Origin of the sequence: Sinorhizobium terangae (assembly GCF_029714365.1) — a bacterium.
Lineage (GTDB): Bacteria > Pseudomonadota > Alphaproteobacteria > Rhizobiales > Rhizobiaceae > Sinorhizobium > Sinorhizobium terangae.
On record NZ_CP121660.1, the window covers coordinates 441,920 to 461,868 of the forward strand.

At 59.2% G+C, this 19,949-nt stretch carries 16 protein-coding genes; 7 read left to right on the forward strand and 9 right to left on the reverse strand.

Translation table 11 applies throughout. From position 1 onward, the window contains the following. Positions 1-3: 3 nt before the first annotated feature. Positions 4-825 (reverse strand): glucose-1-phosphate cytidylyltransferase, encoded by an 822-nt coding sequence (rfbF, locus tag QA637_RS20780; RefSeq protein WP_153439860.1) that lies wholly within the window; start codon positions 823-825, stop codon positions 4-6. 564 nt (positions 826-1,389) lie between these two features. Here rfbF and QA637_RS20785 point away from each other — a divergent pair. Continuing rightward, positions 1,390-3,021: a hypothetical protein gene (locus QA637_RS20785; RefSeq protein WP_283066626.1), complete on the forward strand. Its 1,632-nt coding sequence runs from the start codon at positions 1,390-1,392 to the stop codon at positions 3,019-3,021. A gap of 174 nt (positions 3,022-3,195) precedes the next feature. Here QA637_RS20785 and QA637_RS20790 read toward each other — a convergent pair. The 6 genes from QA637_RS20790 to QA637_RS20815 form a co-directional block, all read right to left on the reverse strand. Next, positions 3,196-4,141, reverse strand: a protein-coding gene (locus QA637_RS20790) for an IS630 family transposase (protein ID WP_283064986.1) whose coding sequence is annotated in 2 segments (ribosomal slippage) — positions 3,196-3,801 and positions 3,803-4,141 — 945 coding nt in all. Because the reading frame shifts where the segments join, the coding sequence is not laid out codon by codon here. A 174-nt stretch (positions 4,142-4,315) separates the two neighbouring features. Next, a complete protein-coding gene (locus tag QA637_RS20795; RefSeq protein ID WP_283066628.1) occupies positions 4,316-5,461 on the reverse strand; it encodes a glycosyltransferase family 4 protein in 1,146 nt (381 codons plus the stop codon). A 186-nt stretch (positions 5,462-5,647) separates the two neighbouring features. Beyond that, positions 5,648-6,298 carry a response regulator transcription factor gene (locus tag QA637_RS20800; protein WP_283066630.1) on the reverse strand — a complete coding sequence of 217 codons (651 nt, stop codon included), beginning with the start codon at positions 6,296-6,298 and terminating at the stop codon, positions 5,648-5,650. A 459-nt stretch (positions 6,299-6,757) separates the two neighbouring features. Then, on the reverse strand, positions 6,758-7,597 hold the full coding sequence (locus QA637_RS20805; protein ID WP_153439856.1) for a sulfotransferase family protein: 840 nt from the start codon (positions 7,595-7,597) through the stop codon (positions 6,758-6,760). An 83-nt stretch (positions 7,598-7,680) separates the two neighbouring features. After that, on the reverse strand, positions 7,681-7,884 hold the full coding sequence (locus QA637_RS20810) for a hypothetical protein (RefSeq protein ID WP_283066632.1): 204 nt from the start codon (positions 7,882-7,884) through the stop codon (positions 7,681-7,683). A gap of 171 nt (positions 7,885-8,055) precedes the next feature. Continuing rightward, entirely contained in the window at positions 8,056-9,396 is a 1,341-nt protein-coding gene (locus QA637_RS20815; protein ID WP_283067290.1) for a lipopolysaccharide biosynthesis protein, read from the reverse strand. A gap of 304 nt (positions 9,397-9,700) precedes the next feature. Between QA637_RS20815 and QA637_RS20820 the strand changes: the two genes are divergently transcribed. From QA637_RS20820 to QA637_RS20835, 4 genes are all read left to right on the forward strand, one after another. After that, on the forward strand, positions 9,701-10,954 hold the full coding sequence (locus tag QA637_RS20820) for a polysaccharide biosynthesis/export family protein (protein ID WP_346283778.1): 1,254 nt from the start codon (positions 9,701-9,703) through the stop codon (positions 10,952-10,954). A 55-nt stretch (positions 10,955-11,009) separates the two neighbouring features. After that, positions 11,010-11,699, forward strand: a complete 690-nt coding sequence (locus QA637_RS20825) for a sugar transferase (RefSeq protein WP_283066634.1) — start codon at positions 11,010-11,012, stop codon at positions 11,697-11,699. Between the two features lie 138 nt (positions 11,700-11,837). Further along, complete coding sequence (locus QA637_RS20830; RefSeq protein WP_283066636.1) at positions 11,838-12,524, forward strand: PIG-L deacetylase family protein; 687 nt, start codon at positions 11,838-11,840, stop codon at positions 12,522-12,524. Between the two features lie 98 nt (positions 12,525-12,622). Further along, positions 12,623-13,816: a DegT/DnrJ/EryC1/StrS aminotransferase family protein gene (locus QA637_RS20835; RefSeq protein WP_283066638.1), complete on the forward strand. Its 1,194-nt coding sequence runs from the start codon at positions 12,623-12,625 to the stop codon at positions 13,814-13,816. A 131-nt stretch (positions 13,817-13,947) separates the two neighbouring features. Here QA637_RS20835 and QA637_RS20840 read toward each other — a convergent pair whose 3' ends face one another. Further along, positions 13,948-14,790, reverse strand: coding sequence for a sulfotransferase domain-containing protein (locus QA637_RS20840; RefSeq protein WP_283066639.1), 843 nt, complete (start codon positions 14,788-14,790; stop codon positions 13,948-13,950). Between the two features lie 508 nt (positions 14,791-15,298). On the opposite strand from QA637_RS20840, the gene QA637_RS20845 reads away from it, so the two are divergent. Further along, entirely contained in the window at positions 15,299-16,477 is a 1,179-nt protein-coding gene (locus tag QA637_RS20845; RefSeq protein WP_153439849.1) for a glycosyltransferase family 4 protein, read from the forward strand. Positions 16,478-16,646: 169 nt separating this feature from the next. On the opposite strand, the gene QA637_RS20850 is transcribed toward QA637_RS20845, so the two are convergent. Further along, positions 16,647-17,339, reverse strand: coding sequence for a hypothetical protein (locus QA637_RS20850; RefSeq protein WP_153439848.1), 693 nt, complete (start codon positions 17,337-17,339; stop codon positions 16,647-16,649). A gap of 397 nt (positions 17,340-17,736) precedes the next feature. Between QA637_RS20850 and QA637_RS20855 the strand changes: the two genes are divergently transcribed. After that, the gene (locus QA637_RS20855; protein ID WP_153439847.1) at positions 17,737-19,854 is read left to right on the forward strand and encodes a mechanosensitive ion channel family protein; all 2,118 of its coding nucleotides are present in this window, start codon (positions 17,737-17,739) and stop codon (positions 19,852-19,854) included. The last annotated feature ends 95 nt before the right edge of the window (positions 19,855-19,949 follow it).

Sequence of the window (19,949 nt, forward strand, 5' to 3'; positions counted from 1 at the left end):
CGCCTAGAATCGTGCCAGCGGTAACTCAGCCGCGGCAGACTGAGATGTTGGCCTTGGGTCAAACTGCATCCACGGCGGATCGTCGGTTTCCGCAAGGCCGTTGAGATAATCACGGTCCCGCACCGTATCCATCGGATGCCAGAAGCCCTTGTGCTTGTAGGCAAAGAGTTCACCGTCCCGAGCGAGATTCGTCAGCGGCGCCATCTCCAACGGATCCGACGGCCCAGAGATGTAATCCAGTACGCCTGGTTCAAAGACGAAGAAGCCACCATTGATCCAGGTCTCGTGCTTGCGCACCTTTTCCGTGAACTCGACGACCTTGTCGCCCTCGATCTCCAGGTTGCCGAAGCGCGCCGGCGGCTGCACGGCGGTGACAGTGGCCAGGCGACCGTGCGAGCGGTGGAACTCGAGCAGCGCCTGGATATCGATGTTGCCGACCCCATCCGAATAGGTGGCCATGAAGGTCTCGCCGTCGAGCCAGTCACGCAGCCGAAGCAATCGGCCACCAGTCATCGTCGAAAGGCCGGTGTCGACCACCGACACGTTCCAGTCGAGGGGATGGACCGGGCGCAGCACCATGGAGCCGTTTCCAAGCGCGACCGTGAAATCCGCAGTCGACAAGTGGAAATTGTGGAAGAAGTTCTTGATGAACATGCATTTGTAGCCGCCGGCGACGACGAAGTCGTTGAAGCCCCAATGGCTGTATATGTCCATCACGTGAAGAATGATGGGCTTGCCGCCGACCTCCACCATGGGCTTCGGAATGCGTACGGTCTCCTCGGCGAGGCGGGATCCGAGACCTCCTGCGAAAAGCACGACCTTCATGACGGCCTCCAACAATTTTAGCGACGGATATCCGATCGGATCATCCAATCGGTCTCGTGCACGCGTCTACGGCGGCGCCCTTTGCATCCTTTTGGACGCGCAAGGTCGCAAGGTTATGTTTGCTGCGTCGCTTCGCCTTAAACCAAGGCCAGCCTCAGGAATCATAGAAGTAAACGGGTGCGCATAGCGAACCTGTGAAAGCATCCGCCCGGGCGTGAATGAAAAAAGCGAACAAGCCGATCGGGCACGAAGATTTCAGTACTAAAACGACTGTAATTAAGCTACACTTGTCCAAGATTATTCGAAATATACATTATTTAAGGTCATGCTATCCATCCTTCCGTAAATCCGCAAGCTGCGCGGTGTCAGGATAATCCCTAGGGCCTTGTAGGGAATAACCCGGGATGGTGCCGAGGAATCGCTTTCGATACAGAAAAGGATGCCATGGGGCCTCGAGACCTTTGACCGTGCTTCCTTAAGGCGAGCGGTGGCTGCGGGCGGCCGGCGGCAAATGTGATCGATGTCCCAAGTACTGGACTGTCTTTGCGGTCGGGGGAAATCTGAATGACGGATGTTAAAGAGGTCACTCCATCACAGGTCGCAATCCCCTCGGCAGATCTGAGGGCACTGCTCTATCGGGCGGCAATCTTCATTCTTTCGGCGCTGCTTCTTTTCGCCCTGCTGCTGCGCGTGATGAACTACGAAATGCGCAAGGACGAGCAGCTGTACGTGCCGCCAATCGCGCTGCTCGATCACCATCGCCTCTATGAGGACTTCTTCTACAATCATCCGCCGGGCTCGGCGTGGTTCTTCCATTGGGTCGGTGCGATCGTCGGCTCGGATCATCTGCTGTTCAGTGGCCGGCTCTCCGTGTTTCTTGCATGGATGTTGTTGCTGGCGGCGATCGGAGCCATCACCTACGCGCTGACGCGATCCGGACTGGTCAGCTGGTGCGTTGTCGTCCTCACCGTTGCGAACGATCTCTTCCTGACGCAGACAGGCATGGCGGCGACGAATAATTTTCTACCGCTGCCTTTCGCGTTCATCGGGCTCGGGCTGTTCGTGCTCGCCGTCAGAGAGAGCCATCCCAAGCCTTTCCTGTTTGCGATTGCGGGCCTCTGCCTGTCACTTGCCGCTGCCTTCAAGATCAGTGCCGTGGCCTTTATCCCGCCGGTGGCAATCGCAGCTTTCCTGCTGCCGCGCGCTTACCGCTTCAAGGATCGCCTTCTGCGCGTCGTTGCGCCGCTTGCTGCAGGAGGGCTGGTGGGGGGCATACCGATTCTCATACCCTTGCTCCTGGCGCCGCAGAGGTTCCTTGCCCATGTTGTGCAATATCACACAGGTCCGCATCTGCAGTATTGGCGAACAGCAAATACACCTGGGGAAGAGCAGGCTTTATCGCTGGTGGCGAAGCTGTTGCTCGCGCAGGGCATATGGTTCTCCGCGACCTGCGCCGTGGTGATTTCCGTTCTCGTCGCACTTTTTCTGACGGCGCTCCAGGCACCGGATAGCGGTGGGCGAGCGCGGCTTTCCCGCATCGTAAACGGGCCGCTTCTCGTTGTCGCCGGCGCGTTCCTTTGCAGCGCCGCCATGAGCCTCTTGCCCACGCCGAGCTTCCCCCAATATTTCGCGCCGCCGCTGATCTGTCTCCCCTTGGGGCTCGCTCTGCTTTTCGGAAGCCTTGAGCCCGAGACGCGCACACGCTTCCAGCCAGTGTTTGTTGCCGCGACGATGGTGGTTCTGGCGATAGAGGCGCCGCGTCTTGCCCAGTATGTCGGAACAGCTTTCCGGGCGGACCGGTGGACGGTGACGCGGGTTCACGAGGTTGGTGTCGCCATGTCGCAGCGGATAGCGGTGGCGCGCGCGCAAGGAAAGGTGGCCACGCTGTCGCCGATCTATCCGCTTGAGGGTCATCTGGAGGTCTATCCGGAACTGGCGACAGGGCCTTTCGCCTATCGGACCGCAGATTTCACCGAACCGGCGCTTGCAGCCTGGTACAGGATGACGTCGCCGGGCCGCATCACGGCCATATTCGAGGCTGACCCGCCGGCCGCGCTGCTGCTGGGGTTCGACGAGGTGCTTGAGCGGCCGATGCTCGATTATGCGCGGCGAAATGGCTATCTGCCTTCAACCGACCTTGGCTTCAAGGATCGATATGGCAGCCCGGTTCTTTATCTGAAGCCGTCGCCGCAATGACCTACAGCGCCGCGCGTCCGATTGGACGCGCGGCGCTGTAATGGATGTCGCCCAAAAGTGTGCAGCGTTTTGGGACAACGACATGCATAAGAGCAATGACTTAAAGGGCGTCGCATGAGTGCGATTGAACGCAACGCGCTTACAGCGCCGTGCATCCTTTAGAGTCTGTCAGACCTACGTTGAAACGTATCCTGCATGCCTGAAATAGGCGGCGCATTCGTGCGGGCTGAACGCCTTGAGAACTTCGCCGACGCGCCGCCATGTCGCCTCGACGCTACGCTCGTCGGCCTTGCGCAGCAGGGTCTTGAGTTTGGCGAACATCATCTCGATCGGATTGAGGTCGGGGCTGTAGGGCGGCAGGAAGAACAGATGGGCGCCGGCGTCGCGGATGGCGCTGCGCGCCGGCTTGCCCTTGTGGCTGCCGAGATTGTCGAGGATGACGATATCCCCGGGGTTGAGGGTTGGCGCCAGGCATTGCTCGACCCAGGCGGTGAAGGCAATGCCGTTGATCGGGCCGTCGAGCACGAAGGGTGCGACGATGCGGTCGTGACGCAGCCCGGCGAGGAAGGTCAGCGTCTTCCAATGGCCATGCGGTATTCTGGCGATCAGCGGCTGGCCGCGCTGACACCAGCCGCGGCTGCGCGTCATGTTGGTTTTGACCCAGGTTTCGTCAACGAACACCAGGCGGCGCGGATCAAGTCGATGTTGATGGGTCTTCCAGCGGCTTCGGAAGCGCGCCACCTTCGGCCTGTCCTGCTCGCTGGCGATCAGCGTTTTTTTTAAATGTCTTGCCTTCGCGGCGCAGGAACCGCCAAACGGTGTCATGCGAGACATCGATCCCGGCCGCCTTCAGATCGGCGGCAAGCGCCCGCACCGTCCAATCGGTTTTGGCCGCCAGTCGGCGGTGAACCTCATCGGCCGCCGCGCCCCGCAGCATGGGTTTGACATGGCCCCCCATCTTGGCCGGCGCCAAACCGCGGCCGGACCGGTCGAGCTGGCCGATCCGCACCGCCGTCGCCGCCGATATCCCAAAGCGCAAGGCGGCCGCCCGCACGGTCATGCCTCCGGCCAAAGCGGCGGCGACGCGCTGGCGTAAATCAAAAGAAAGAGGTCGCGCCATCATTGCTGGCCTCCTCACCAGCAATGATCTTGAATCACAATCCCAACAAAAAGGGAATCCTGTTTCGATTCAGCTTAACGCTGACCGACTCTAGGACGCACAAAGGACGCTCTAACTCTTTGAGTCTACGCATCGTGCTTTCTGAAAATCGGATCCGACTTTCGGGCCGATGCGCTAGGCATGGCGTTCCGCACGAGGGGGAGCAGCGCTTTCGCCATAGGTCGATTTGAGCGACGGCGGTTTAACGGATCTGGCGATCACATTATCCCATTGCTGCAGGATAGATGAGGTCGCATACCGCGCCGAGGCGGCTGCCGACCCGTAGGTGGAAAGCTTATTTCTGAGGGTCGGGTCGGCCATGAGAGAGAGAATGGCTTCACTCAGTTGCCCGACATCGCCCGGGGGGACAAGCAAACCGGCATCCGGACTGCTGAGAATTTCCGACGGTCCCCACGAACAATCGAATGCGATTGACGGTAGCCCCGCAGTCATCGCCTCCAGAAGCACGTTCGGGAAGCCCTCGAAGCGCGAGCTCAGCACGAAGATGTCGCCCGCTCCAACCCATTCGAGTGGAAACTTGGTAATACCTGGCATCTTGACATTGTCGCCAATGCCGAGTTCTCGGGCGAGGTGCTCGAGAGCGCCGCGCTGAGACCCGTCGCCAAATATGGTCAACTGGGCCGTCGGAACGGATCGTGCCACGTGGCTGAACGCTTCGAGCAGCAAATCGAAGCCTTTCTGCCTTTCCAGGCGACCGACGGCTACGACGCGGGTGCCTTGGCTCGGAACGCGTGCAACATCGGGCGGCAGCGTGACCGGGTTGGGTATAATCTCCGCTTTCCCGCGCAAGCTCGGCGGCAGCGATTGAAAGGCATCCTGAGTTTGCATAACCAAGCGCGCTGCGCTTTTGACAGCAACCGGCTGAGCGAGCCGCCACAGGAAATGCGTCTCCTGAGACGTGAAGTTGTTGCGCTCCGACATGATGATCCGCGTATTGAGCCCGCGGGTAGCCAGGCCGACCATGACATTGACCTTTGTCAGGAAGGATATGACAAGATCCGGCTTGAGCGCCGCCAGCCGACGTCGAAGCCTCGACAGCCGTAGTGCTGCCTGTGCAATGCGTGGGATGGCGCGAGCCGAAACTCCGAGCGCTTCGATCTTTACGGCACTGTGGTAGGGAAAATAGGATTTCGGGCCATCAGCGTTGACTGCGAGAACGTGTACGGTATCGCCTTGTGCATGGCGATGGTGCGCAAGGAGATTGACGATTTTCTCCGCGCCGCCCGCGCCGAGCCCCGAGAGGACGAATGCTATGCGCACGACAACCTCCAATGCTTTGCGCTACGGCCCTCCCGCAAAGGACTTTGCCGGGGACAGTTCAGGTCGGATCGCTTGGCCGAGTGAGCAATGTGGACTTACTGTAGAGTAGTGGCCAACCGCATTGCGGCCAATTCCGGTTTACCTCTGGCACACCCTTGATCCTGCCGGTCGGTGAATTTGCTGGCATCAATTGACGCTCATCCAGCCGTGGGTCAAGGCGAAGTGCACGATTTGCGCCCGCGAACGCAAGTTGAGCTTTTCGGTGGCGCGCGCCTTGTAGGTCTCGATCGACTTGACGCTGATATTCGCGTGGGCGCCGATCTCCTTGTTCGAATATCCGAGCGCGACCAGTCGAAGGACCGCCTGTTCGCGGGCGGTCAGTCCCAGCGCACCCATCGCTGCGGGGCTCCGCTCGGCGGGTGAATTCGCCACCTCGCGCGCAGTCAGGGAGTCGAAGAAGAGTCCGCCGAGCATCACCGAACGTATCGCCAGCAACAGATTCTCCGCCGCCGAACATTTCTGGACAAATCCCTTGGCGCCAACCTGCAGCGCTTGCTGAACATAGGAGCGGTCATGGTAGGGGGTCATTATCACCACGTGAGCGGCGTGACCGTTAGCTATGACCTTTGCGGCCAGTTCGAGACCGCTGATGTCCGGCAGTGACACGTCGAGTACCGCGACATCCGGCTTGGCCTGACTGATCTGAATCATGGCTTCGGCGCCGGTCCTGGCTTCGCCGACGCAGAGAATGTCCCCGGATGTCTCGATCAGGGCTCGCGCACCCGCAATCACCAGCGGGTGATCATCGACAATAACTGTGCGGATGGGCGGCTTCATGCTGGCGCTCCTTCCTGCTGCGCAGGCGGGGAGAATTGCACGGGCACCGTAGGCTGGGTGCGTCGCCGGACTCGAGCGTCGACCATCAGGGTGCCTCCCCATTGCACCCATGATCCTTGCACGTCGGCGAAAGCGACGAGACAACGTTGCATTTGCTGCAATCGTACGGTCACCAGCGGATGTTTTACCAAGGGGAAATTGCCTTGTGAGTTCGTCATGACAAAAGTTACTCCGCCAAGACATAAAAAATAAGTTCAACCAAAGGTTTGCCGCCAAGCAATCCGCTGATTAACAGTCATCGGTGCTGGCGACCGGGAAAACAATAAATGAAAGTCATGCATTGTGCTTTACGTTTGAGCATAACAGATAGTTCCGATGCGTCAACTTTACGAGGCGCCGGCAGTAGTCGTCACGCGAAAGAGATGGGCCGCATGCACGCCCAGCAAAATTGGCCATCCGTCATTGCTGAACGCTTCCATTTCTTAGCCATCCATTCAGATCCCTGCCGACGATCGTGCCGAGTTTCTCTATCTCCGTGGCGTAGAAATCGCTCATGCGCGCGCGCAACTCGCCGCTCAACGGTGCGTACTGCACTTCGGCGGCGGCGATCGACCGCAGCTTTTTGAAGCCCGCGCTTTTCCTGAAAGGGGCCACCATCGGCTTGAACGGGCGCAGCAGACGGCGCAACGTCGGGTTGATCACCGGCTCGGCCTTGTCCTTGACCTTCTTGTCCAGGGGCCGAAGCGGCAGGTCATTGGCTATCTTCATGAATTTTCGGACGCGATCGAGCTGTGCACTCGCGTCAATCTTCATGTCCTCGTAAAGAACGACGAGAATCTGCTCGGCCGGGAACCGATCGAGATAGGCCTGCAATTGCTGAAAATACAGCCCGCCGTTGAGGAAGCGTCCGCCGGCACCGCTGCGCGGGTCAAGATATCTCGCAATGTCGCGGTCGACCTCGCCCCTGCGGTACAGCATGCAGTAGTCAGAGTAGGCGCGCTCGATGGGGTTGCGTAGTTGCGCGATCAGCAGCGCCTTCGGAAGTTTTTGTTTTATCCGTTCAGCCGCGCCCTCGGTGTCCAAATAGGAGTTGGACTTTTCGCCGACGAGACGTTGATCCTTCGATCCTTCGAAGTTTGATAGGTACCACTCGTCTCCACGATCATAGTAACGACTGAAATAATGCAATTCCGGAGCCGGCATGTATATGTTCGGGTCCTGCTGCAGTGATTGCTGGAGCCATGTCGTGGCGCTCTTGGTCGCGCCAATGATCAGGAAATCGATGTCCTGCAACTTCATGTTGTCCCCCTCACAGCGCCCGCGCAGGGCTGAAGATACGCGTCCACAGCCGAGCGCGACAGATCACGCGCCGCGAACGCTCTTCATTTGGATCGGCTCGAAATTCGCAATTCTCTTGCGCGCAGCTGGCGACGCGCTCGGGTGGGCCCGTGAGCAGAGGCGAGCATCACGCCGGCCGCAAACAAACGGCTGTCGCGCAGTTGATCGCACGCAAAGGGAAAGGTTATGACACTTTTTCCGGGACCAGGAAGAAGACCTTCTTCCTCAGCATCAATGATGTAAGCCACTTAAGTACGTCCTTCTACTCAAAAGCGGTGCGGAAAAAACTCTCACGATCGAAATGGACAAAGTGCATCAAGGATTACAGAGAATGTGAGCTCATGATAATAAACGTGTGCAAGTTGAGCAAGCCGTGACCGCGAGTGCTCAGGAATTGCGCGGCAACGCATCATAGAGCTCTACCGTATCGCCGAGGTCTGGCGATAAGCGACCGCCATCATCGAGAGCCAGATGAAGGCCATGACGATATGAGCGATATTGGCGCCCATCGGGCCGACCCGCGGGATCAGCATCAGCGCCGTGGCATGAAACGCAATCGTTGCGACGAACACGCCCTTCAAGACACGGTCTTCCCGCCCCATGGCCAGGAGTGCCGAGCGGGTAACTGTCCCGTACAACGTCATGCTCACGGCAATGGATTGAACGACGACCAACGGGGCCGCCGCCTCGAATTCCGAACCGACAGCCAGTCTCAGCACCGGATCGATCGTCAAATACACCCCGCCAATCAGCAATAATCCGAAGCCGAGAAGGAGCGTCCGCATTTGTACGACGGCCCGATGAAACTCCTTGAACGCGTTCGAGGCCCAGGCCCGAGCCAAATCCGGGTAGAGCACGGCCTGGACATGGTCACCGATCTGCAGTGCCATGCGGCCGATGCGTTTGGCGATGTGATAGAGACCCGCGGCGGTCGGGTCAGCCAGGTAGCCGACGAGAAGGGTGTCAAGCTGGTTGGCACTCGAACGTAGCGTCAGCGACAGGTTCGTCGAAATTGCGAATTTCCAGAGACCTGGAAAGTGGGAGGTAATACCGCGAACGGACGCAGTAAGCATGCCCCCCAACATTCCCTGCTTTCGCAGCTCTGCAAGCGCAAGGCCGACGAGGGTCAGCGAGCCGACGATCTGGGCTGCCATCCATATCAGCACGAAATCACGCAAAGTGCCGCCGAAGGCAAAGCCAATCGCGCACAATATTATGCGGAAAATGCTCGAACCGACTTGGCCATAGGCGATGGACCGAAACTTGCCGGAAAGGCGCAGCACGGCCATCGGCATGCCGGAGATCTGAAACGGCAAAATGGCGCAATAGAGGGTGACGAGCCCCGACATCTCGGGCGAAATCCCGAACCATGGACCGAAGACCCACACCAGCGCCACGGCAATCGCGCATCCGGTCGCTGCGGCGGAAACGTCAAGCAGGAGGCCGAACTTGAGCAACGATTTGAGCGTTTCCGTGCTCTCGGATTGCGCACCGAATTTGATCAGCGGCTGCCAGGACTGGAAGTTTACGAGACGTTCCACCGCATTCGTATAGGTGAAGCAGAGCGCCAGGACGCCATAATCGGACGGACCGAGCGCCCTCGCCGTCAAGGCGAAACCGACGAGGCCTAATAGCGAAGTGAGCGCATTCCCAGTGAGTAGATGCCCGATATTTCCCAGGCGGCCTCTCAGGCTTTTTTCCCCAGCGAATATCTTGTTGAGACCGTTAAAATTTTTAGCCAGTTTTTTCCCGATCGCCAAACGATACCTCCTGCCCCCCAACGAGGCCAGCTGAGAAAAGAGACGCCGCCCTACGGCCGTGGCACACGTGGTTGATGCCCTTGTTAAATCTTTGGTCTGCCGGGGTGGTTTCATCGGGCAAGAACACCTGCCGCGACCGTACGCACAATCTGGTGTATGAGCCTCGAGGAGTGTCGCCTTATCGATCACAGCCCCGGCGCAAAAAAATAGCTAAAATCCTTTGACGTGACAGTGCGAGGGAGAATATAGTCGCGCAATATATTTTGACAGCCTTTTCTTTAATGCTTTTTGGGGTGCGGTTGCGATGGGGATATTACCTGCGCTAGCGGCCATGAGCTTGCCTCTGCGGGCCTGGGGGGCATATGTTTTTGCGGTCGTGCTGTTGGCAGTCGGACTATCAATAGGGCTGGTGTCGCATGCGAATGCAGATGACTACCGGCTCAATACGGGCGATGTACTGACGTTTGACTTCCTCGACGATGCCGAATTGCCCGTAACCGTGGCTGTTTCCGGCAACGGCGAAGCACAGTTCCCCCTCATTGGCGGGGTTAAGGTGGTGGGTCTGACGATAACGGAGACTTTGGATAAGCTGCGCCAGGAATACCGGAGCCACGAGATCCTCGTCGATCCAAAGCTGTCCCTCAATATTTCGACCTTCCGGCCTATACTCGTACTAGGCGAGGTCAGGAATCCCGGTTCGTTTCCCTTTTATAATGGCGTGACGGTCGAGCAAGCTATCGGCCTGGCAGGTGGCATGCAGGTCGTCGCGGTAAACGCGTCCGACCGGCTTATCGCGCGTGCCCGCCTCCGCTCGGAAATAGACGCCGCAAAAGCCGAAATCGTTCATGAAGCCGTCTATACGGCAAGACTCGCGGCGCAGTTGAAATCCAGCGAGAAGATCGAACTGAGCGACGTTCCGGAGTTCGCCCGCACATATGTCGAAGGCGTGCCGCTTGATGGCGTCATTGAGCTTGAGACGAAAATCTTGAAAGAGGATCTCGCCGCCAACAAATCGCAGACGCAAATTCTCACCGAAGGGATTGCGCAAGCCGAGGGTGGAATAGAGATCCTGAACGAGCTTGTGCAGCAGCAACGGGATGTGGTTGCAAACAGCGTGGAAGATGTGGCGCGCGTTGGTGCGCTTCGAAAACGCGGGCTGAACACTGAAAGCGAGCTCTCTCGCGCGGAGAACAACGCGTCGGCCGAGAAGGCCCAGCTCCTGCAAACCTTCGCCACCCTTGCGCGGACACGTCAGGAGTTGAGCGAGTTGAAGCTTCAACTTGCAAAACTCGCAGCCGACAGGAAGAAGGAGATTTTGACCCAGCTCCAACAGCGTGAAATTGCCATCAAGAAGCTGATTTCGAGCCAACACTCCGCTGAAGAGCAAATGCTGCTTATGGCCGCCGTGGCCGAAGATGAAACGAAAAAAAATCAGGTCTCATATACCTATGAGATCCGTCGAAGCCCCGTTGGCGGCAAACCGACCAGTTTACAGGCGTCCCTCGTGACAGAATTGCTGCCGGGCGACGTGGTCGTCGTGGCTATCGCGGGCATGTAGGATTGTCGGCAAGTTATACTGAAAAGTCCGCTCCGTGCGCCAAAGGGACATTGACTTGAAGCCAAATCGAGAGCACGCCTTCTTCGCTTTTAGTTTGCCTACCTCCTCGGGATCATACTATCTCAAGCGCGTGCTTGATTGCGCACTTGGCGGAATGCTTTTCGTCCTCTGCCTGCCGCTGATGGCGGTAACGGCGGTCGTCGTTTGGGCGAACCTTGGTTCGCCGTTGTTCTTCACCCAGGCACGCGTCGGCGCGGGCATGCGTGTCATCACCGTCGCCAAATTTCGCACGATGACGGACGCGCGCGGACCGGACGGCGCACTGTTGCCGGACCAAATGCGACAGACCGCTGCGACCGCGATGTTGCGCAGACTTCGCTTTGATGAGTTGCCGCAACTGCTTGCCGTGCTCGCAGGCGACATGTCGATGGTGGGGCCGCGCCCGCTTCCTTTGGCGACTATTGCAGGCTTTGGTGAGCTTGGCCGCGTACGCTCGAAGGTTGCTCCCGGCATGACGGGATGGGCTCAGGTGAATGGCAATACGCTGCTTACGGATGAGGAGAAGATCGCGCTCGATCTTTGGTATGTTGGACACGCTGGCGTTTGGCTCGATGCTCGAATTTTTTTGTTGACACTAAAGACACTCGTTTTCGGAGAACGGATTAACTATTTACATCTAAAAGTTGCTAAGGAATTCCTTTTGTATCATTCTCGCGGGCAGCAGCCGCGAATGATGATGCGATAGTGCGCGTGTCGGCAGCTGGTGAGGTGCCGGAGGGGTCAGAGGCACCCCGGACACAACGGGCCGCTAACAAAGCCAGGGCATATGTTTTCTTCGCCAGGCGGGAGCGCATACGTGGCGGCAAGGTCTTTTGGGGGTCCCATGGATGTTTCGCATATTTCTTTTGGGCGCACTTTGGTCGTCGCTCCACATCCCGATGACGAGGTTCTCGGCGCCGGCGGGACGATCGCGAAGCTAGCCTCGCAGGGCGAGGAGGTCTTCGTAGCGGTTGTAACCGAGGGAAAGCCGCCGGCTTTCGACCCGGCGACCATCGCCAGGACGCAGGCCGAGGCGAGGGAGGCGCACCGGGCTTTGGGCGTGCGAGAAACCCTGTGGCTGCGTTTGCCTGCCGCCCAGCTTGCGGAGACGGCGCACGCGACCGTCAACAGCACGCTGCTCGACGTCGTTCGCCGCCTGTCGCCCCGAACCGTGCTCGTGCCGTTCGTGGGCGACATGCACATGGATCATCAGCTGACCTTCACTTCAGCGCTGGTTGCTTGCCGACCACACCAGACAGAGTATCCGAAGCTGATCCTCGCCTACGAAACGCTCTCGGAAACGAACTGGAATGCTCCGTATCTATCACCAGGATTTCTTCCAAATGTTTTTGTCGACATTACCGAGCACCTCGACGTGAAGGTGAAGGCAATGCAGATGTTCGCATCGCAGCTGCGCGAAGCCCCGCACGAGCGTTCCATAGCGACACTGCGCGCGCTCGCCACACTGCGCGGTGCGACCGTGATGCGCCAGGCGGCCGAAGCGTTCGTCCTGGTTAGGCATGTGATTTGAGCTTTGTGGGAGCCGGCCGGCGCGATAGCTGGCCCGACGATCCGATGCTCCTTCGGCATGTGGCCGGAGACCGATTAAATACAGAGCTGGAGGGATGAATGGGACGCTGGCCGGTTTACGACGAGGAGCAAATCGAGGATGTCGTGTCCGTCCTAAGATCGGGCGAGGTGAATGCCTGGACAGGGCCGCATGTCCGTGACTTCGAGGCCGCATATGAGCGCTATCTTGGTGTCGAGCATGCGGTAGCCGTTGCAAACGGAACGGTGGCGCTCGACCTCGCGCTCTTTGCGCTTGGGCTCCAGCCCGGCGACGAGGTGATCGTTACCCCGCGAAGCTTCATCGCTTCGGCCTCGACTGTGCCGATGGCGGGCGGGGTTGCGGTCTTCGCGGATGTCGATCGTGACAGCCAGAACATCACCGTCGAAACCATCAGGGCGAAGCTGACCTCGCGCACCAAGGGCATCATCGCCGTGCACCTCGCCGGCTGGCCCTGCGACATGCCGGCGATCATGGCGTTCGCCCGCGAGAAGGGACTGTGGGTCATCGAAGACTGCGCGCAGGCACATGGTGCCGAAATCGATGGCCGGCCGGTCGGCAGCTTCGCCGATATTGCGGCTTTCTCATTCTGTCAGGACAAGATCATCACCACCGGAGGCGAGGGCGGACTGGTGGCCATGAGCGATGACGAATTGTGGAAGAAGGCCTGGAGCCGCAAGGACCACGGCAAGTCCTATGATGCCGTTTACAACAGGCATCATCCACCGGGTTTCCGCTGGCTGCATGAATCCATCGGGACGAACTGGCGCATGATGTCCATCCAGGCGGTATTGGGATCGCGCCAACTACAGCGCCTTGAGCAATGGCGCGGCATCAGGGCGCATAATGCAGCCATTCTCGCAAGCGCCGCCGAGGAGATCGACGCTCTGCGTACGCCTCTGCCGCCCTCGGGCATTCGGCATGCGTGGTACCGGTTCTACACCTTTCTTAGGCCGGAACTCCTGAAGTCGGACTGGAGCAGGGACCGGATCGTAACGGAGATCAACCGGGCGGGGGTCGTGTGTTTCAGCGGCAGCTGCTCGGAGATTTATCTGGAGAAGGCATTTACGGATATCGGCATGGGCTCGGCCGAGCGACTGCCGAACGCCCGGGAACTCGGGGAGACGAGCTTGGCGTTTCTCGTCGACCCGTCCCTTGATATGGCCGCGATGGAGGAGGCGGCACACGTGATGCGTGATGTGCTTGCGAGTGCGAGCCACGCCAAGGAAGCGCGTTACGCCGCACGAACGTCGTAGCTTGCAGAAACCGCCACAACAGCCGCGCGTTCAAATGAATGCAAAAAAGAGGCGCTGTAGCGCTGGGTCTCGCGAAGAGTTCGGTTTCCAGCGGTTCCGCTTGAGCCGCGATGCGCGCGCTGTTGCCGCGATCAGACCTGCAGTCCGGTGCGGCCGACAAGGCGCTTGGCAGCTGTCGTTAGATTCGCTGCGCACAAGCGCTCGATTTCCGCCACTTGCGCATCGTTCAGATAGTCTCTGAACCCGCCTGCCTTGCCGCGCCGCATGCGCAGGCTTTCGACATCGTTTCGGTCATAGTCATGAGCGGGAATGCCTTCCGCACGTTCCCGAGCCTGCATAGCCTCGAAACGTCCAGCCTCGACTGATGCTCTTAGCGCCTTTCGATCTATCGGGCAGCCGAGAAATTCAAGGACCGCTTCGGTTTGCCGCTCTGTATCGGCAGAGAGACCCTCGTAACTCAGAACGAAGTGAGCGCGGTTGGATAAACCGTCGGCCCAATGGTTCAGATAGTCGATCATCGCCGGCGTCCCCTGGTCACGGTCCGCTATGAAATCCGAAAGGCTGCCTGCGAAACGGTGCTTATGGCGGCTCGCGTGGAAGTAGGCCGAAACGATCACGTCACGCGGGTCCCGGACCATCATGATCACCGGACGTTTGAGGAAGAGGCTTGTGCTGTAGTCGAGATGGCTGACAAGGACCGTCGGGATCCCGCTCTTTCCCCCAGGGAAACGGTAACCGGGAATTCCGCGCACCGGGTCGAGGTCGAAATTTGGCACGATCGAAAACATGTTGTGAAGGGTTACAGGCTCGGGAATACCGGCGATCGCAGCGAGATAGTGGGAAAGAACATAGCGGAACCACGTGCGGCCCGATTTCGGATAGGAAATCAGGAAACTGTCGGCTCGAGCCGCATGTGCGGTAAGCCGTACCCGCTTCTCCACCCGACGCCATACTCGCCTGAAAATGCTAGCCATCACGTCCTCCACAGTCCGCATTTTAACCAAAAGAGAGAAAGTATCTTTCCAAGATTGAAGCGGGACCATAAATGTTATGTAGTCTATTTTACTTGAATTTCAGCTTTGTGTAGCGGCGTATTGCCGGATTGGGCGGAGCAATCCGCAAAAGGAAAAACATTCGTCCCGTACTTTTGCGGCATGATTCGATACGTTATGACATTGCTGCAGGCGATACTTTTCCATCGCCGGAAGGCGTCGGTAAAAATAAAATTGATTCTACGAAAATCGCTAAATACTGTCCAAAAACGAGTTAGAGCCTATTAGCAAGAGTTCTGAAAATCAATTCCGTTAGTTGATTTTGAAATGAAAAACTTGCATCCTGCCAATAGCGCACTCGCCACTTGCACCTGGGAGCGAGTCCGTGCCGACGCCGAAAACCTGTCTGCGGGGACTGTGGTCAATGGAGTCTGCACGAAGCGACGAGGTCGCCCCGATCCTTGGGACAGTCGGGGGAGGGCATTTCGATATGAATGAGAGTGCGGATTCCCGGACCTTTGGATTGGCGGCATTCGCCGGCGCGCGAATAACGATTGTCGTTCCAGGTCTTGGAGCGGGCGGCACGGAGCACGTGGTGAACGTCGTCAGTAACCACTGGAATGGGCTCGGCTGTAAGGTGACGCTTATCACACTGGAACCGCCGGATGCGCGGCCCTATTACGACTTCGATCCCAGGATTGCCGTTGTGCGCCTGGGTGTGCCTCCTCGCAGAGCTACGAAGATGCGGTCCAGCTTCCTCGTGCTTCAGCGATTTCAACGCCTTCGGGCCGCGATCCGTCGCTCGCGGCCGGACCTCGTCATAAGTTTTCTGACGCGAACGAATGTCCTGACGCTCCTGGCCACAATCGGCTTTGCGGCTCCGGTCATTGTTTCCGAGCGCAACAATCCGACTCTGCAGCCGCTCGGGCCGTTTTGGAGGTGGCTCCAAAGATGCCTGTATCCGCGAGCATTCGGCCTGGTCACGATGACCCAGGGTGCGCTCGACCATTTTCCGGCGAGAATACGCCGCAATGGATGGGTGATCGCCAATTTTGTCGATTTGCCTAACGGTTGGCAGAAGAGACGTGGAAAAAACATTCTGACCGCGGTTGGCCGCCTGACACGCCAAAAGGGGTTCGACCTTTTGTTGGAGGCATTCTCAAAGGTTGCTGCCAGCCATCCGGAATGGAAATTGGTGATTTGGGGCGAAGGCGATCAAAGGCGCAGCCTGGAGGCATTGCGAGACGCCCTCGGCCTGCAAGAGCGAGTGGAAATGCCGGGGTTGACCAAACGGCCGGGGCTTTGGATCGAAAACGCAGACGTCTTTGTCCTGTCTTCACGCTACGAGGGGTGGGGGATTGTCCTGCTGGAGGCGATGGCTGCGGGCTTGCCCGTCGTTTCCTACGAATGCGATTGGGGGCCGCGCGCCATGATAACGCATGGCAGCGACGGCATATTGGTCCCGAGGGAGGATGTCGAAGCCCTTGCGGAGTCACTCGAAAGAGTAATGGCGGATCGTGACCTTAGGGAACGGCTGGGGGCAAGGGCGGAGGCGAGCGCCAAAAAGTACATGCCCGAGCAGATACTCGCCAAATGGGATGGGCTCGTCTCCTGCGCGCTGAAGCGGGCGTCGAAGGTGCACCTGCCGGTGCCTGATAACGTCGTCTGATCGGGGTGCCCTGTCGTGGCTACTGCGCGGCGCAGGTCTGCAAACCTGGAGGCCCGAATACCTGAAGTCTTCTGGGCACACATCCGCAATAAGCAACGGCCCTGCTGGCGGCCGGTCGGCCTTACGAGACGCGATCGAGCGAGGGTGATCGCGCCGCGGCTGATTGCGACTATTTCGATTTGATCTGCGTGAATGCGACGGCATCGATCTTGCCGTCCTTCAAGCGATAGACCAGCGACTGCGATATCTGCGCATCTGCGCTGGCTCCTTCATGAGCGTAGCGAACCAGGCCGCTCTCCGGAGCATTGCCGAAGCGTTGGTGAAGGGATGCTTTGTCATCGCCGAGCGTCGGTACCGGAATCGTCCAGTCGGCAAGATCGAATTGCCCTTTGTCGCAATCGGGTTGATCCTCGGCCACCTCCTCGACCGCAATCATATTGACGACTTGTCCCGCCCCGGATCCGGCCTGCATGTCATTGGCAATGAACCAGACATCGCGCTGAGCGGATTGTGAGGCAAACGTGTAGCACAGCCAGCCGACGGCAACATCCCCGGCCGAGCGGATCCGCACTTCACCGCCGAATGCAGCTTTGATGTCGTCGAGCGTCGTCTTGTCGAGGACGATGGTGATGGTCGGTGCCTTGACCTCCTCGACGAATGGCTGCTCGAAATTATACGTCGGCGCCTCTGCGGTCTGGCCACCAAGGATCATCGAAGGCAAGCCTGAAAGCCTGCTGTCCTTGGCCGACATGCTGCCGGCAGAGGAGAGGAGGAGGGCCGTCGCCAGGGCGCCCGTCAGCAGCCGCGTCGAGACGACGTGGCCTTCATCACTGGCGGCTATCTTCGCAATCTTCTTCGGCATCGCGGCTTCCCCCTCCTTGATCACCAAATCGTCCACCGAAAAAACTATGCGCGCAACGGCCGGTTTCAAGTCCTCAGCGGCCACACCGCCTGCACGAAATACTGATACCGTATGGCACGGGAACGAAGGGCAGAACGGCCCTACAGCGCCGTGCGTCCTTTAGGACGCACAAAGGACGCTGTACTCTTTGATTCCACGCATCGTGCTTTTCCGAAAATCGGGTCCGATTTTCGGGCCGATGCGCTAGACGAGCGTGTCCCGCGAATTCGATTGATGATAAACCGGATCGAGCAGAATGGCGTCGGGTTATGATATTTTATTAGGCATCTGCTATGCAGGATAGGGTGTAGGCTAACCGCCTCCTGGTTATCGTCGCAATGGGAAAGGCCGGGTCTTCATGCATGCAGCTTCACGTCATTGCAGGAACGGCGTGGTTCTCGCCTTCTTCGTCCTGTCTTTCCAGTTGATTTTTGCGCTCACCGGCCCTCTGGCCGCGCAAGAACCGGCGGCCGCGCCGCCGCCGGCCAAGGTACAGCAACTGATCGAATTGCTCGACGATCCGGAGGTTCGCCAATGGCTGACGTCCAAGCAGATGGCTCAGCCAGCGGCCCTGGCCCCGACCACCGGGCTTGCCTCCCAATGGGTTGCGGAAATCAGGAAGCACCTGGGCGGCATGCGGGACGCGGTACCACGCATGGCTCCCGAATGGCGGGCCGCGAAGGATCGCATCGCCGGCGACATGCAGAGCCAGGGAACGATGCCCATTCTGCGGGGGTTCGCCTTGCTGCTGCTCGTCGGCTATGGCGTCGAATATTTGCTGCGATATTTCCTGCGTCGCAATGCTGAGCGCAATGCTGCCCAATACGGAGGTGGCCTTGGTGCCTTCATAGGCATCGCACCTCTCGTCGCCTTTGCCATCGCCGCGATCGCTACTTTCGTGCTTTCCGGTTGGCCGCCCCGACTGGAGGCCGCGATCGCGCCGCTGCTCATCGCCTGGATCGGCGCGCGCCTGCTGATTGCCGTCGCATCGGCCATTTTCAAGCCGGCGGCCGAGGCCGCCCCGACGCCGGATGCGGAAGGGCAAGATGCGACACTTGCCCCGGGCGCCGCCAGGTTCTGGTTCAATCGATCGGTGCTGTTCATCTGCGCACTTGCCTTTGTGTGGGCGGTTACCGACCTGATGCAGGCCCTCTCGGTTGCGGAAGACGTCCGCAAACTTGTTGCCGCAATAATCGGACTTGCCATTCTCGGCTTGGCGATCGACACGACACTTCGCCGGCCTGTTCAGCCCATGACGGCGGCGCGCCGGATGTTCCGCAATGCGATGTTTATCGCCTTCCTGGTCCTGCTCTGGCTCCTTTGGGTCGCCGATATGAAGGTCCTGTTCTGGATCGGTATCTATGTTCTCGGCTTGCCGCCGCTCTTGCGCTTTACCAGCGCGACGACGAGGGCGATGCTCGACGCCTCGGCAACCGACGGCATGCGCGTGCTGCGCAATGTGTTGATAGAACGAGGCGCCCGGCTGGTGATCATCGGGCTGGCGGCCGCCTGGCTCGCTGTCGTCTTCCGTTTCAACGGAGCCGCCATGATGCATGATGATGTCTTCAACCGCATCTTCCGCGGCGTCCTTGCCGGGGTAGTCATCCTGCTCGCGGCAGATCTCATCTGGCAACTGGCGAAGGAGTTCATCAATCTGCGCATCAACCAGGCAAGTGTCGACGTCGCGGACCCGGTACGGCTTGCGCGTAACACGCGTCTGCGCACGTTGCTGCCGATCCTGCGCAATTTCCTCGCAGTCTCCATCGCGGTGGTCGCCGTTTTGATGGTTCTTTCCGGACTTGGCGTTGCGATCGGGCCGCTGATTGCCGGTGCCGGGGTCTTCGGGGTCGCACTCGGCTTCGGCTCTCAGAGCCTGGTCAAGGACGTCATCAGCGGCGTGTTCTACATGATGGACGACGCGTTCCGGATCGGGGAATACATCCAGAGCGGCAGCTATATGGGGACGGTCGAATCCTTCAGCATCCGCTCGGTCAAGCTGCGCCACCACCGCGGACCGGTGTTCACCGTACCGTTCGGCTCGCTTGGCGCGGTCCAGAACATGAGCCGCGACTGGGTGATCGACAAGTTCAAGATCAACGTTTCCTACGACACCGATGTCGGCAAGGTGAAAAAGGTGGTGAAGGGTGTCGGGGCCGCGCTGCTCGAGGATCCAGAGCTGGCGCCGCTGATCATTGAGACGGTGAAGATGAAGGGCGTGGAGCAGTTCGGCGATTACGGCGTGACGCTCAGCTTTGCGATGAAAACCAAGCCGGGAAACCAGACCCAGGTGCGGCGACGGGCGCAGGCCTTGATCAAGGAAGCCTTCAAGACGAACGGCATCTCGTTTGCCTCGCCGACGGTGCAGGTCGCGGGCGACGAAGCGCAATCGACGACGGCCGCGGCCGCCGCGACACGCGACGCAATCGCCAAGAAGAACGCTGCCTTGGCGCAGGGCGGTGAAGCAGCGGCGGAATGAACTCGAGAACGCGCAACGAGAGCCGCTGCATGCGCGTCAGGGTCTGCCGGCGCGTGGGTAATGCCGGCTACCGGCAGCCCTCGCTCCGGCCCATG